Source organism: Sphaerospermopsis kisseleviana CS-549, from assembly GCF_028329225.1.
GTDB classification, from domain to species: Bacteria; Cyanobacteriota; Cyanobacteriia; order Cyanobacteriales; family Nostocaceae; genus Sphaerospermopsis; species Sphaerospermopsis kisseleviana.
The window spans coordinates 1-14688 of record NZ_JAQMTI010000278.1; the positions used below are offsets into that span (position 1 = coordinate 1).

The window sequence follows — 14688 nt, forward strand, 5'->3', positions numbered from 1 at the left end:
CTGAGTTAATTCCTCTAGTCAATAATCTGAGTCAGTCAGATAAATTATCACTCTTGAAACTCCTAGCAAAACAAATCCCAAATGCTGAATTACAAGTAATCTTTTCTGCCTCAGAGTATCCAATTTGGTCGCCCTACGACTCAACGGAAGCTGCAAATATCCTGATGCAGATGATTCAGGATCACCAAGAGGCATCTACTGATGGCTAGTACAGTGGAATTTTCCTTTAATGATGATGAAGCATTACCCACAATTCCGATCATTTTGAGTTATGCAAACTCTTCTGTTTCCGCAAATGCATTGCTGGATACTGGGTCTAGGGCCAATCTCCTACCTTATGACATTGGGTTAAAATTAGGTGCAATTTGGGATAATCAAACTGTCCGTTTGCCATTGGCTGGAAATCTTGCAAAAGTTGAAGCACGGGGGTTATTTGTACAAGTTCAAATTGGGAATCTTGAACCCGTTCGTCTAGCATTTGCCTGGGTAGAAGCCTCTCATGTACCCTTAATCCTTGGGCAAACGAACTTTTTTCGAGAATTTGATGTTTGTTTTGAGCGATCGCAATGCACGATTAAAATTATCCGAGGTGATTAGCGATCGCACTTTATGTATCATTCTTGAGAAGAACTTCTAATCTACGGCTCTCACCAATGCTTCTCTACACAAATCTATTTACCAAAAGCCCCAATACCATATCGACATGGAGCATTTGAACAACTAGGCATAATTACTCGGATTGTGAACCTGGCATTCCAACGTGGTGTAACCCAAACAAAGGGGGTATCGTCATTTTCAGTATCAGATACGATAAGATTACCGTTATCGTCATAAAGCTTCAAGTCAATGTCTCGGCAGTCGCTATCACAAACGCCTACAATTGCATAGCTAACACCGCTTCTCAAATTTATTGTGATGTCGTCGTAGCCACCACGCCCCAGATTGCCAATAAATGGATCATGAGTCAGTGTGTAGCCGCTAAAACCAGCAGCTAAAGCAGCCCGAATTAACTGATCACGAATCTGACTAGTATATGGATCAACTTGAGCTATTTGTGCATAAGTTTGGTTGTTCGAGTATTCAGCACGGGCAAAACTTGCGGTCGACGGAATAGTGGTTAGAGCAGAAACTAGCAAAACAGTTTTCAGCAGAGCTTGCAATGTAGTAAAAATATTTCTCACAGAGAAACCCCCCAGAATTAGCAGTTGAAAGTTGGCATAACTATTTATTAAACAGAAACTTTCCCTCTATCACCCTAGTCTATCTAGTCAGATAAGGCTTTACGCTTAACAACAAATTATTGTGCGTGATACAAAGGGAAATAAAAGTCAGGTGAATATACTATGTTACTTGAAAGTATCGCTGAATAGTTAAAAATTCATTTACAACGTGTAAAAATTTAACACCAACAAGATTTATACAAATTTTGTGTGAAGTTTTTTTTCGTTATATATTTCGGAGATGTCTATTAGACATCTCCAACAATCTCAACCTTTCCACCTCCAACCTTAATCTTTCATTCTCCATCCTTAACGCCAAAATTTCATCCTTCTGCAACTCAATTAACGACCGTTGACTAATTACCTCACCAAAGGCTTTTTTCCGGTTTTCAATCCCAAACCATCTTTGATAAGTCTTTGTATGTTCATCAACAGTATGACCTAAATTATCTGCTGCTGCTTTAATTGGTATTCCCTGAAGATGCGCTCTAATTGCACAAGCGTGACGTAAATCATAAGGTTGAAATTCAATTCCCACTTTTCTAAACCATCTGGATATATCTCTCCGCATCCAATTAATATTTTGTACAGAAGCAATTTTTTCAACCTTTCTTGCTAAAATATTTAATGGTTTGGGATTTTTTAAATCAAATAATTCCACCCATTCAGTCACAAAAGGAATAACTTCTCTATATCCAGTTTTGGTATTTTTATTCACCTTCCAAGTATGATCTATATTTTGAGGAGACATCCACCAATTAATATCAGGTTGTACAAATAATTCCCTTGGTCTTAATCCATAAGTCGCCAACATTCCATATACCCAACGCCACATTTCCCAGGTGTCTATTTCATCAGTAATATTTGTATTTTTGCGGTTGAGGGCGAATTTTTCAAACAGATAAAAACCAGATATAATTTTTTCATCATCTGGTATTTCTCGATAAGCAGGAGTGACATGATCTCGTTTTACATCCAATTGAAATCCTAAATTAAAAGTTTTTATCAAAACTGAACTTACCGCAATTAATTCATTTTTTTTATTACCATTAACTGAATTAATCACTTCCTCAAAATTTTCTTTAGTAGCTAAAGTTGTTAAATCAAAATTTCTTTTAATCACAGATATATAGTTAGCAAAAGTATTTTCACTGGTAATAGTTTTTTGACGGGTTTGATAATATTTCTCTGCAAATGTATCTAATAATTCCCCAATAGTTTTAACTTCTTGTTTCTCTCTCGATTTAATTCCTAAATACTTCTCATTCCATTGAAAAGTATGACGAGCAATTAATTTACCTAACTCGTAACTTTCCTCAATGGCTGTTTTTAAACCCTCTAAATTTGCGGGTATTCCTAGAGATAAATCATACTGTTTTTTCTGTTTACCTACACTGAGATCACCTGGTTTTAAAGGTAATGTAGCTCGTAATTGCAGAGAATTGCCAGTTTGTTTAATACTAACTTTAATTCTCTCTCTTTTTAAATTACTATTAGCTTCAATTAACTTCTGTTCAAAAACTGCTTGATACTGTAATTCTGTTGCTTTTATTTTCGCCATTCCCTATACCTACCGTCTGTAGTGTTCTGCGGTTCAAAATCTATACAAAATCTGCAAACATATCTGCGAACCAGTCCCCGGAGTCTGTATTTGCATCCTCATGTAGAGATGGGGGATAGGTTTCCGTAACTTTTGGCGATAGCAATTTCCCTGATTTTACTGACTTATTCCCTAAATATTCACTTATTTATAAAAGCTGAAATAGTGAAAATAAAATGTTATAACTGAGCAAAATTACCTGAAAAAATAAGTTCTTTAGTAACATTTTCAGCATATCACCAGTTCCCATAGCAGTTATATGGTTCCTGGTGGTGTGATGTGCGCCCCCACCTTAACTGATATTACCCGTGCTTGGGGGATTTTAGAATATTTCCGCACCAATTGGTTAGAACCAGTTTGGTTAGGATGTTCTTTAGAAAGATATGAGGAAATTCAATCTTATGAGGATTTCCAAAAATGGTTAAATGAAGATATCAAACACCGAGAATCTGACTTAGGTTTATACTGGCGTATGGGTCTAGATATCGGGTTAGATAGATATGGTGTAGGTGTGGGTAAATTTGTCACTTGGGGATATTTACCCCATGAGGATAGATATAATAAACCTACCATTGAAGGACGTAACGCTGCGGTAATTATGAAAAGCGGTGTTTACGATGGTTGTAAAGATACTCATAGATTGATGGATCAGGCTTTTGCACGGGAAAATTTAACCCATTCTTGGTATAATGAAGGTACTCAAGATTGGCATCCGAGCGATCGCAAAACGTCCCCAACTATCAACAACCAAAAAGATTTTGAAGGTGCATATTCTTGGTCAAGTGCAGTTTTACACCAAGACTTAGGAAGATTAGAAGCTGGACCTTTAGCACGTCAATTAGTTGCAGGTGGAAAACATGGAGAGTCATGGCAACATTATGACCCATTTATTTTAGATGTCTTCAAAAAAATGGGCGGTGCTAATGTTCACCTCAGACAACTAGCGAGAGTTCACGAATTAGTCAAATTATATCGTCAAGCGGAACGTTGTTTGAAGGAGTTCAAATTAAACGAACCCTGGTATATTAAACCCCAAGAAAAAGACGGTAAAGGTTGGGGTGCAACAGAAGCAGCAAGGGGCGCTTTATGTCATTGGGTAGAAATAGAACAAGGTAAGATTAAACAATACCAAGTTATTGCCCCCGGAACTTGGAATATTGGACCCCGTGACGGTGCTGGTAAACGTGGACCTGTGGAAGAAGCGTTAATAGGTACACCTATTGCTGATCCTAATGATCCTGTAGAAGTTGGCCATGTTGCCCGTTCTTTTGATTCATGTTTGGTGTGTACTGTTCACGCCCATGATGCTAAAACAGGAAAAGAATTAGCCCGTTTTCGCACTGCTTAATTTATGTTTTGAGTTATGTTTTATAGGGTGGGTTTTTCCCACCTACTTAGAAATGTTAGAAACGTCAGATATTTTTTGTTATTGATTAAACATTTTTGATTATTTAAATTGTTGTTAATTCAGCCAAAAATATTCACGATAGTAACACATAATACAAATAATTTATTAGGCACATCTTATTATTTTTGTGAATAAAATCCTCATAAGAGGAATTGGATTAAGTAGTATAATTTACAAGCAAATTCAAAATTATGAACCCAATTATTATACAATGGGCAATTACCTTCCAATGGGAAGAATCTGGCAAATTAAAGAATCAGCAAATTTCCAAAGGACAGGTAATAAATAATAACCATAATGGAGATATAATTATTGGACGCGACTCTCAGGTATGTGATCTGGTAATAAATAATAATAGTGTATCTGCTCAACATATTAAAATTTCTTTTAACGAAGAACAACAAAAGTTTTTTATCAAAAGTTTAAATCCTCAAAATATTTCTAATCTTAATGGACAGAATATTGATTCTGGTAAAGAGTTTGAATTGCTAATTAATAGTATAATTTTTTTAGGAAAGCAACGTTTACAAATTATTGATATTCAAATTTACCAACTCCCATCAACAGATTATTCAGGAATATTACCTGCAAACACTCATTCAATTCCAGCCCCTCAAAATTTAAATTTGAACGAAGTTAGCTCCAGTTCTAATACAAGTCATACCACCAAGCTTAATTCCCATTTAAATGAAACCCGATTTTCTCGGAAAGAACCTACAATCATTGTAGCAATCATAGGAGGAATAGCAACAATTATCAGTGCATTTATTAATTTGTCTGGTTATATAATAGATAAAAAAAGTGGAGAAATTCAAGTAGAAAATGCTAATAAATACAAAGAAAAGATAGAAATGAATAAAAAAAAACAACAGAATACAGTGAAAAATGATAAAGAAATGCAGGATACTGAACACTTAAAAGTACATGAGGAACAAGTTATAAAACAGACAGATAAACCGATTGAAGAAATTAGACAAGAAAAACGTGATTACCCTTACCTAAAATTAAATCTAAAAAATGAGAATTGTCCTAATCCTGTAAAAGTTGCCTTTAGCTTTACTGGTCTAGATAACATATCAAAAACTCAAGGCTGGTTTATTGTTAACCGAGAATTAAAACCTATACCTCTTGATGCTGAGAAAACATCTAAAAACATATATTTATATGCTAAAACTAAATATAATGGTACTACAGTTATATGGAAACCTCAAATAATAAATCTTAGAAAAAGGTTAGTTTCTGATAGTGATTTTAATTATATTGACAGACAAAATAACGATAAAAATAAAGATAACAAGGAAATAGTCGAATTTTACGAAGTTCAAGTTGATGATAGTAAAGAAGTAACAAACAGAGTTTTCAAATGCAGTTCTGGAAAAACTCTAGATTTAGTAAATGCTGACGAACAATCATAATTGTAGGATAAAATGGATGCTAATCAACTTATAAATACAGTTCTACGCCAACGCTATAGAATCTTAAATAGTTTGGGAAGCGGCGCGTTTGGTGACAACTATCTCTGTGAAGATTTAGATTTACCTACTCATCCCAAATGTGTGGTAAAACACCTGAAACCAAAAAATCCCCAACCAGAAGTTTTAATAGTTGCTAGACGGCTATTTGAGAACGAAGCAGCAACCTTATACCGTTTAGGAAAACTTAGCAACCAAATACCTAAATTATTGGCGTACTTTGAGGAAAATGGCGAATTTTATCTAGTGCAAGAATTTATAGATGGCTATGATTTATCCACAGAAATAATTCCTGGTAGTCCTTGGAGTGAAAGTCAAGTTATTAAACTATTGCAGGAAATTCTACAAGTTTTAAAAGTTGTTCATCAACAGAATATTATTCATCGTGATATTAAACCCCAAAACTTGATGCGTCGCCGTAAAGACGGAAAGATTATGCTAATTGATTTTGGGTCAGTCAAAGAAATTAAAGGTTTGACGACTGATGCTACAGGACAAGTGACTTCGACTATAATTATTGGTTCTAACGGTTATATGCCAAATGAACAGGCTAATTCTAAGCCAAAATTATGTAGTGATATTTATGCAGTCGGAGTTATTGGTATTCAAGCTTTAACTGGTAAGTTGCCTCGGAATTTTCTAGAAGATCCTAACAGTGGAGAAATCATTTGGCGAAATGAGGCTAATGTCAGCAATAGACTAGCTGATATTTTAACCAAAATGGTGGCTTACAACTTTAGCAAGCGATACCAAACAGCAGCAGAGGTTTTAGAGGTATTGCTTGCTTTGTCTCCAGTCAGATCAGAAACGGTACATAAATGGACATGGCTATCTAATAATAGAAAAATTATAGCTGGAGTAGGTATTACAGTAGGAATATTTATAACTCTTACTATAACACTTGTAGCTGATTCTATTCAAAAAAATGCGGCAAATACCGTGTTAACCGAAAATTCTGTTCAACTACCTTGCGGTTCTCAAGTATCTGTTCCCAGTTTATCAGCTACCCCAAATTCTACTTTTGAAGATGGTAGTAAATATTACGGTTCTTTAGATCAAAATAATCTATTTGTTGGCAAGGGAACTATGATATTTACTAACGGTAGTAGATATGATGGTGAGTTCAAAAATAGTAAGCGTTATGGTTGTGGAAGGTTTGTATATCCTGTAAATACGAGTTCTTATGAATACTATATTGGTCAATTTATAAATGATAAATTTAATGGTTTAGGAAAACTTAGGTGGAAAGATGGTAGTGAATATAGAGGACATTTCCGAGATGGTAAATGTGATGGTCAAGGAATATTTCAGTTCTCTGATGGATCTTTGAAGAGTGGAATTTGGCAAAATGGAGATTTGTTAGAAAGTAATATATCCTGCAATCGCTAGTAAATATAAAGATGGTATTTATCTATTCATAATTAATGCTGAAACTTAGTTATTATTTGTCATAAATCAACCTTGACAAGAAAAATGAATCAAAAATCTGCCAAGCAACGGAAATTTATTTTTACTCTAGCTTCCTTAATTTTTTTCACTGTCTATTTTAGTGTTGCTATTCTCCCAAAAATGACTTTGGGACAAATACAACCTACTCCTACTCCAGAAGTAACTTCTTCACCTACTCCAGAACCTACTCCAGAAGTAACTTCTTCACCTACTCCAGAACCTACTCCAGAAGTAACTTCTTCACCTACTCCAGAACCTACTCCAGAAGCAACTTCTTCACCTACTCCAGAACCTACTCCAGAAGCAACTTCTTCACCAAAACCTTCAGCAAAACCAGTTAGAGGAAGAGGCTAAAAATTACTTATTTCGTCATAAGCTGTTACACAGCTAAATTGTATAATCCTAATATTCTGAACTCTTGTAGAACAGGTATCTTGCCTGTTCCACTTATACAAATTAAATGCACAACAGCTTATTTAGGGGTTGCTAAATAATCAAAAAATTTGGGGATGACAGATAGCTGAAACTATTCCCTATTCCCCGTCTCCACGACAAGACTTTCTCAGCAACCCCTATTTAGTAATTTAGCTCCTGAAAATTCAGAGTTCAGACAATAACTAAATTCTGAGTCATTTCTATAAATTAAAGTTATTTAAACCACTAAAAAAGCTTGGTTGTATATTTTCTTTAATAAAGAATAATGATGAATAATAGTTTTGATAAGCGTATTATTTTCAAGTTGACTTTGACTGTGATATTAACATTTTTTGGGCTGCAATCAATTGCTAATGCTCAAACAGAAGTTAATCAGCAGGAAAGCAACAATATCAATAATACTCAGCCAAATTCTACTCTAAGTATAAATTATCCCCAGGCGCAACCAGACCTTCCTAGAAAATCTATACGTAGGAAGCGGTTACTAATCAGGTCAGTGTCTCCTGTTCCGCTAACTATTCCTGATACTACAGAAGAAAATATTCATTTACTGCTCGTTCTGAAAGAACGAAGACTTTACGTATATCGTGGAGATATTCTACAAGCGAGTTACCCGGTGGCAATTGGTCAACCCCAGTGGGAAACACCTGTAGGCAAATTTAAAGTGCTGAATATGATTGAAAATCCAGCTTGGGAAAACCCTTTTGTTGAGAATAAACAGATTATTCCTCCAGGTTCGCAGAATCCTCTAGGAGAACGTTGGATTGGGTTTTGGAGTGATGGAAAAGACGAAATTGGATTTCACGGTACTTATCAGAGAGATTCAATAGGAAAAGCAGTTTCTCACGGTTGTGTTCGTTTGTATAATGAGGATGTGCTAAAACTATATGAAATAGTGAAAGTAGGAACACCTGTAATTGTAGTTCCCTAAAGAATCTTATTTTCTGTCACCTGTCACCAGCTTCCCCATCTCTACGCCCTAGTTCATAAATACCCGCACCCATACAGGCGAGTATACCTGTGCTAATTCCCCAACTCTCACCTAAACTAATTTCTAAACCCCAGTTAGATAATGCACCAAAGATGAAAAAAGGTACAATGCTAAAAAGTGAAGCGTAAAAAGCGTTTTGTGATTCTCTGGCTTTGCGGGTTTTTTCAAATTCTGTTTCACTGGTGTAAAGGAATCTTTCGGCAAAATTAAACCAGCGATTTAATTGATCTATTACCCATTCTCTGGTGGATGCTAAAGCTAAATATAAAGCTAAAGACCATAAACAAGCTCCAGCGATCGCAATTTTATCTAACTCAAATCTAAAGGGCAATATATCAAACATGGTATCAGGTAACTTGGCAATAATATTTAATATTACCTCTTAATATTACCTTAAATTCCTGGGTAAATCTACATCTTTGCAGCTTTTAACCCCAAAGTTGCCCTCAAATGACTACTTCTGTCGCTGGGTGGGAAGATGAGGTGATAGGGCGGTAGGGGAAGTTAATAACCCTATCACCAGTCACCAGTCACCAATTACCATCTACCATCTAGATTTGCTACTGTAGAAGTAGTGCAAATTATGAAAATTCTTATCAGAGCAAAAATTATGACGGTATTTGAATCTAACAACCCCCGTTCCTACAGTCAAGAACAGGTGCAGCAAATTCTACAATTAGCGATCGCTCGTCAAACCGATGATCGTGATCAAGAATTTTCATATCAGCAAATTATCGAAATTGCTGCCGAGTTACAAATTTCACCAGAAGCAGTTAAACAAGCAGAATGTGATTGGATAGTCCAACAAAGCGAAGTACAACAACGCAAAGCTTTTGATCTTTACCGCCAAGGTAAATTTAAAAAGCGTCTGGGTAATTATACAATTGTTAATAGTTTTTTCATACTTGTAGATTTGGTTGGTGGTGCTGGTCTTTCTTGGTCACTATACATTTTACTATTCTCTGGACTCACCATTGTACTTGATATTTGGAACACCTTTCAAAGCAAAGGTGAAGACTATGAAGCTGCTTTCCAAAAATGGAATCGTAAGCATCAAATTAAACAAACTATCAATACAGTTCTAAATAAATGGTTTAAAGCATTACAAACACATTAAAATTGGTAATAGGTAATGGGTAATGGGTAATGGGTAATGGGTAATTGGTGAGTGATTACTGCATTTAGTAGTATTGGTCTCAGAAATCAATAACATATAAATCAAAGATTGTCATGGCAATTTGACATGATTTTTGATTGAGCTTGCGGTATGATCAAAAGATATAAATAATGGCTCTTGTGGTTTTCCCATCTTCAGGAAAACAGAAGACATTTTAAAAACTTGGAATATAATAAGTAATTCCTCAATCCCTCACCAGGTTGATCTACCATTTCAGTCAGCAAGAAGCCATGAAATCAAGGGAAAATGCGGAAATAACTTAGCATTATTTATCATGCAGTCACTCTTCTTTGATCATGATATGCTGCTTAAATCCTGATTGCAAAAATCCTCAAAATCCAGAAGGAAAAGAGTTTTGTCAAACTTGCAATACTCCCTTAGTACCACTTTTAAGAAATCGTTTCCGTGTGATTCGGGTGCTTTCCGATGAAGGAGGTTTTGGCAGAACCTATTTATCAGAAGATACAGATAAATTAAATGATTGTTGTGTCGTTAAACAGTTAGCACCAAAATTTCAAGGAACTTGGTCACAAAAAAAAGCAATGGAGTTGTTTTGTGAAGAAGCAAAACGACTGAGAGAACTGGGAGAACATCCACAAATTCCCACTCTCTTAGCTTATTTTGAACAAGATAACTGTCTGTATTTGGTACAACAGTTTATTGATGGACAAAATTTATTACAGGAGTTGCAATTACGGAAAAACTACAAAGATTGGGATATTCAATCTATTTTGTTAGATTTGTTGCCTATTCTCAAATTTATTCACAGTCGTGGAGTTATTCACCGAGATATCAAACCGGAAAATATTATCCGCCGCAAAAGTGACGGAAGATTAACTCTCATTGATTTTGGTTCTTCTAAACAATTAACAGCTAAAGTGCAGAAAAAACATGGAACTTCTATAGGTTCACATGGTTATTCTGCCATTGAACAAATCAGAGATGGTAAAGCGTACCCTGCTAGTGATTTATTTAGTTTGGGTGCTACCTGCTTTCATTTATTAACGGGAATTTCTCCTTTTCAGTTATGGATGGAACATGGATATAGTTGGTTAAATAATTGGCAATCTTATTTGCATTCTCCTCTCAGTTATGAGTTAGCAATAATTATTGATAAGTTACTACAAATAGATATTCGGAATCGCTATCAATCTGCTGATGAAGTGATTAGAGATTTAAGTAAACAGTACACACATCTACTAGCACCAGCTAGTAATTCTTTATTATCAGCACCAGCAAAGAAAGCTAATGTTTATCCTCAAAAATATATTTTGCTGAGAAATTCAATTTTAATAGTAGGAACAATAGTATTTTTAGGGTTGGGAGAATTTGGTTATAGACACTTTCACCAACTACAAACAACTCTTTTTTCTCGCTGGAGTCCCCTGCAAAATAGGAAAAGTCAAACTAAGAGTGATACTATTGTTCAACAACCACCACAGGAGTCTTTAGAAAAAATTTCTTTATTGAAAACTATCACAGAACCAAATGAATCAATTTCCTCTGTAGCTATTACTCCAGATGCTCAAACTATTGCTAGTGCTGGTAATCGCATTATTAAACTATGGAATATTACCACAGGTCAAGAGATTTATTCACTGCAAGGACATACACAAAAAATCAATGTCGTGGCTATTAGTCCTGATGGTAAAATTTTGGTCAGTGGTAGTGATGACAAAACAATTAAAGTTTGGAATTTAGCAACAGGTCAGTTAATTCATACCTTAATTAGTCATACTGATTCAGTTCATGCTTTGGCTATTAGTAAGGATGGGAAAACTTTGGTTAGTGCTAGTGATGACACAACTATTAAAGTTTGGAATTTAGCAACAGGAAAGCTAATTATTACTCTCAAAGATCATAGTTATTGGGTACGTTCTCTGGCTATTAGTCCTGATGGTTTTACTTTAGCAAGTGGTAGTTTTGATAAAAGTATTAAACTGTGGAATATCACCCAAGAAAAATCACCAGAAAAATCACCAGAAAAATCAATTCATTCATTAACTCCTAATTCCCAAACTGTGACATCTTTAGCTTTTAGTCCAGATGGTAAAATTCTCGCTAGTGCTAGTCGCGATCGCAAAATTAAACTGTGGAATCTCAATACAAAAACGGAAATTCGCACTATAAATAAACAAGATTATAATGTCACATCTTTAGCTTTTAGTCCAGATGGTAAAACTCTTGTTAGTGGTAATCGAGATTGTATAGAATGTCATCCAACTATTAAACCTAATATTAAACCTAATATTAAACTATGGGATGTGGCTACAGGTGAGGAAATTTCCTCTATTGCTGGACATACTAATACCGTCACATCTTTGGTTTTTAGTGCTGATGGCAAAACTTTAGTTAGCAGTGGAGAGGATAATAAAATTAAGATTTGGCGTTTTTCACAATAATGTAGGAACTGGGTAATTGATAATTGATAATTGATAATTGTTTGATGCCAAGTTTAAAACCTTTCCTTTTAATGAGAAAAAGATGTAATTGTCAATTGTCAATTGTCCATTATCAATTGTTATCGTCTATCTCTTTCCAAATCATCAATTACTGTTTGTAAATACCACTCCTCCGACATACCTGGATAAAAATCTTGCTTTTGCTCAATTAATCTTGCGGCTATTTCCCAATGTCCTCCAACCATGCGTAATAGTCTTTGACGTAATAAATTATAGGTGGCTTTGTTGGTTGCTGGGATAGATGATTGAATTTTTTGCAGACTATTTAAAACTAGTTGATAATTCTCCCAGTCTTCTTGTTCACAATAGATACTAGCTGCTTTTTGGTAATCTTCCACAGCATTGGGCATTTCTTCTAAACAAGTGTAGGCAATACCACGATTATAGTAAGCTAACGGATGCTCAGGATTCATTTGTATTGCTTGAGAATAATCTTGAATTGCTGCTAAATAATTGCCCATTGATTGATAGACATTACCTCTAGCAATATATACTAAATTGTCTTGGGGTTGTATTTTCAAGGCTTGATTGATATCAGCTAAAGCCCCTTGATAATCTCCTATTTGAGAACGAGCTTTTCCCCGATTCCGATAAACAATAGCATCTTGAAAATTTAAATTTATTGCTTGATTAAAATCTGCGATCGCCTCTCGATATTGACCCATTTTACAAAGTACCACCCCACGACAGCAATAAGCTTGGGCATCTTGAGCATCAGCTTTTAATATCCAATTTAAATCAGCGATCGCCGATTTTGTATCTCCCTTTTCTGCCTTTTCTAATAATTGTGTGAAATAATCTTGAGTAGATATAATTGCTGCTGATTTATTGATTTCTTGATTTGGTTTTGGTTCAGCTTTGGGTTGTAGTTGTTTAATCTTCTCTAAACAAAGACACGCATTTTCTTTATCTTTTTGTGCTAAATATAATTCTGCTGCTTTTTTAAAATTAGCGATCGCCTCTGGAATATTTCCTTGTTTGCGCTGCACTATCCCCCGTAAATCATAAGCACCAGCATCATTAAATTTAAGCTGAATCGCTTTTTCTACATCTTCTAAAGCACCAGGAAGATTTTTTAAAGTTAATTTTGCTAACGCCCGAAAATAATAAGCTTTGGCATTTTCTCCATCCAGCTTAATAGCTTCATTATAATCAAAAACTGCTTGTAAAGTCGCACCTGATTTATAATAAGCTAAACCCCTTTCTATGTAAGCTGTACTAAAGTAAGGATCTAGCTGTATAGCTTGGTTAAAATCTTCAATAGCACCAGCATAGTTTTTTTGTTTCGCTTTTTCTAAGCCGCGATTGTAAAATTCAGAAGTCATAATTTAGTTTTTTCTATGAACTCGATTTAAATTGATTTAAAACAATATTATATCACAAATTTTATTATATCACAAATTTTTGTTGTTGTCGTTTTGTAGGGGTTTAGCAATCCTCAACCCCTACGGAAAATGTGGTTTTTCGACATACTTATCATCAAATATAAAGTGGATATATCCCCGACTTATTTAAGAGATCGGGGATTTGAGTATTACGTTTTTTAAGGTTGAATTAAACTAGGAGAAGTCAACACGAAAACATCCCTAGTTCCCGGTGCTGGATTTTCAGACTTAATCGGGCTAGTAAAGTGGAAAAACTCATGATCATTAACTAAAAGCAGTTCTCCGGGCTGGAGTATTTTATGAAAAACTGGTTTCTCTTTTTTAGCAGTATATAAATGTGTTTCTCCACCTTGAATATTGTTCCTACCAACAGAAAAAATGCCAATAAAATCAGTTCCATCTTGATGAATACCTTCAGGTGCGGGATTTCCTAAATGACCTGGTGAACAAGTAGTTCTGATTTGATGAATACCAATTTCTGCTTCTGGATGGAGTTTGCAAGAATCAATAAATGCTAAAACCAAATTCTTAAAAATTTCCAGTTCTATCAGTCCATCTTCTAATTCTGCGAACTCTCTTTTGACATCACCCAATAAAGGATTATACTCTCGACTTTGGCACAAATATCCATGAGAAAGTTTAATTAACTTATTCTCAGCAACCATTACTCTTGATAACCTTCTAGAGCGATATTTGCCCTTAATATAAGGATCAACAGGTAAGTTCTCAAAAAATGGCTGGAAACCTTGATTATTAATAGAATTTACCTTTCTCAGAGTAAACAGAAAAGCATATTCTAACCCCGTTACAGAAGATACTTGTTGCATAGGATTTTTCTCCTTGCATTTTATAATTATTCAGCCAGCAAAAACTCCATTTTCCAGGTAGTTTTAGCTGACTGCTGACCGCTAATAGCTGAATGCGAACTGGATTTTTAAATTCCTCCCATTTTTTACATGAGAGGTATGTAATATCTATTATAAGCAATTATTTAGTAATTGTTGTAAATGTGACTACAAAATTTATTAAGTTGGAATATTTAACAAGAACTCTAGCTACTCACTTTCCTATTCCCTATTCCCTATTCCC

At 35.0% G+C, this 14688-nt stretch carries 12 protein-coding genes and 2 pseudogenes; 9 read left to right on the forward strand and 5 right to left on the reverse strand.

The window, feature by feature from the left end:
* Together PN497_RS21740 and PN497_RS21745 are read left to right on the forward strand one after the other, a co-directional pair.
* Nucleotides 1-209, forward strand: a 209-nt coding sequence (locus PN497_RS21740) for a hypothetical protein (RefSeq protein ID WP_272110854.1), incomplete at its 5' end; no start/stop codon positions are given.
* Complete coding sequence (locus tag PN497_RS21745; RefSeq protein WP_096570902.1) at nucleotides 202-597, forward strand: pepsin/retropepsin-like aspartic protease family protein; 396 nt, start codon at nucleotides 202-204, stop codon at nucleotides 595-597. The genes PN497_RS21740 and PN497_RS21745, both read left to right, overlap by 8 nt.
* A 74-nt stretch (nucleotides 598-671) precedes the next feature.
* Here the strand turns inward: PN497_RS21745 and PN497_RS21750 are convergent, their stop codons facing one another.
* Entirely contained in the window at nucleotides 672-1181 is a 510-nt protein-coding gene (locus PN497_RS21750) for a hypothetical protein (RefSeq protein ID WP_272110855.1), read from the reverse strand.
* Nucleotides 1182-1446: 265 nt separating this feature from the next.
* Nucleotides 1447-2926: pseudogene (locus tag PN497_RS21755) on the reverse strand (site-specific integrase).
* 141 nt (nucleotides 2927-3067) lie between these two features.
* On the opposite strand from PN497_RS21755, the pseudogene PN497_RS21760 reads away from it, so the two are divergent.
* From PN497_RS21760 to PN497_RS21785, 5 genes and pseudogenes are all read left to right on the forward strand, one after another.
* Nucleotides 3068-4168 (forward strand): annotated as a pseudogene (locus PN497_RS21760) (nickel-dependent hydrogenase large subunit); the annotation flags it as partial.
* 251 nt (nucleotides 4169-4419) lie between these two features.
* Nucleotides 4420-5643 (forward strand): FHA domain-containing protein, encoded by a 1224-nt coding sequence (locus PN497_RS21765; RefSeq protein ID WP_096570904.1) that lies wholly within the window; start codon nucleotides 4420-4422, stop codon nucleotides 5641-5643.
* Nucleotides 5644-5655: 12 nt separating this feature from the next.
* Nucleotides 5656-7089, forward strand: coding sequence for a protein kinase domain-containing protein (locus tag PN497_RS25810; protein ID WP_096570906.1), 1434 nt, complete (start codon nucleotides 5656-5658; stop codon nucleotides 7087-7089).
* 84 nt (nucleotides 7090-7173) lie between these two features.
* Nucleotides 7174-7503 carry a hypothetical protein gene (locus tag PN497_RS21780; protein WP_272110857.1) on the forward strand — a complete coding sequence of 110 codons (330 nt, stop codon included), beginning with the start codon at nucleotides 7174-7176 and terminating at the stop codon, nucleotides 7501-7503.
* 346 nt (nucleotides 7504-7849) lie between these two features.
* Nucleotides 7850-8515, forward strand: a complete 666-nt coding sequence (locus PN497_RS21785) for a L,D-transpeptidase (RefSeq protein WP_272110858.1) — start codon at nucleotides 7850-7852, stop codon at nucleotides 8513-8515.
* Nucleotides 8516-8531: 16 nt separating this feature from the next.
* Here PN497_RS21785 and PN497_RS21790 read toward each other — a convergent pair whose 3' ends face one another.
* On the reverse strand, nucleotides 8532-8918 hold the full coding sequence (locus PN497_RS21790; protein ID WP_096570910.1) for a hypothetical protein: 387 nt from the start codon (nucleotides 8916-8918) through the stop codon (nucleotides 8532-8534).
* A 267-nt stretch (nucleotides 8919-9185) separates the two neighbouring features.
* Between PN497_RS21790 and PN497_RS21795 the strand changes: the two genes are divergently transcribed.
* Together PN497_RS21795 and PN497_RS21800 are read left to right on the forward strand one after the other, a co-directional pair.
* The gene (locus PN497_RS21795; RefSeq protein ID WP_096572789.1) at nucleotides 9186-9692 is read left to right on the forward strand and encodes a 2TM domain-containing protein; all 507 of its coding nucleotides are present in this window, start codon (nucleotides 9186-9188) and stop codon (nucleotides 9690-9692) included.
* Nucleotides 9693-10048: 356 nt separating this feature from the next.
* Nucleotides 10049-12154, forward strand: coding sequence for a serine/threonine-protein kinase (locus PN497_RS21800; protein ID WP_096570912.1), 2106 nt, complete (start codon nucleotides 10049-10051; stop codon nucleotides 12152-12154).
* A gap of 119 nt (nucleotides 12155-12273) precedes the next feature.
* Here PN497_RS21800 and PN497_RS21805 read toward each other — a convergent pair whose 3' ends face one another.
* Together PN497_RS21805 and PN497_RS21810 are read right to left on the reverse strand one after the other, a co-directional pair.
* The gene (locus tag PN497_RS21805) at nucleotides 12274-13539 is read right to left on the reverse strand and encodes a tetratricopeptide repeat protein (protein ID WP_096570914.1); all 1266 of its coding nucleotides are present in this window, start codon (nucleotides 13537-13539) and stop codon (nucleotides 12274-12276) included.
* 218 nt (nucleotides 13540-13757) lie between these two features.
* Complete coding sequence (locus tag PN497_RS21810) at nucleotides 13758-14426, reverse strand: 2OG-Fe dioxygenase family protein (RefSeq protein ID WP_096570916.1); 669 nt, start codon at nucleotides 14424-14426, stop codon at nucleotides 13758-13760.
* Nucleotides 14427-14688 lie beyond the last annotated feature (262 nt).

Coding starts and splice junctions, on each gene's coding strand:
- PN497_RS21745 (WP_096570902.1), top strand. CDS start 202: ATGGCTAGTACAGTGGAATTTTCCTTTAATGATGATGAAGCATTACCC.
- PN497_RS21765 (WP_096570904.1), top strand. CDS start 4,420: ATGAACCCAATTATTATACAATGGGCAATTACCTTCCAATGGGAAGAA.
- PN497_RS25810 (WP_096570906.1), top strand. CDS start 5,656: ATGGATGCTAATCAACTTATAAATACAGTTCTACGCCAACGCTATAGA.
- PN497_RS21780 (WP_272110857.1), top strand. CDS start 7,174: ATGAATCAAAAATCTGCCAAGCAACGGAAATTTATTTTTACTCTAGCT.
- PN497_RS21785 (WP_272110858.1), top strand. CDS start 7,850: ATGATGAATAATAGTTTTGATAAGCGTATTATTTTCAAGTTGACTTTG.
- PN497_RS21790 (WP_096570910.1), bottom strand. CDS start 8,918: ATGTTTGATATATTGCCCTTTAGATTTGAGTTAGATAAAATTGCGATC.
- PN497_RS21795 (WP_096572789.1), top strand. CDS start 9,186: ATGACGGTATTTGAATCTAACAACCCCCGTTCCTACAGTCAAGAACAG.
- PN497_RS21800 (WP_096570912.1), top strand. CDS start 10,049: ATGATATGCTGCTTAAATCCTGATTGCAAAAATCCTCAAAATCCAGAA.
- PN497_RS21805 (WP_096570914.1), bottom strand. CDS start 13,539: ATGACTTCTGAATTTTACAATCGCGGCTTAGAAAAAGCGAAACAAAAA.
- PN497_RS21810 (WP_096570916.1), bottom strand. CDS start 14,426: ATGCAACAAGTATCTTCTGTAACGGGGTTAGAATATGCTTTTCTGTTT.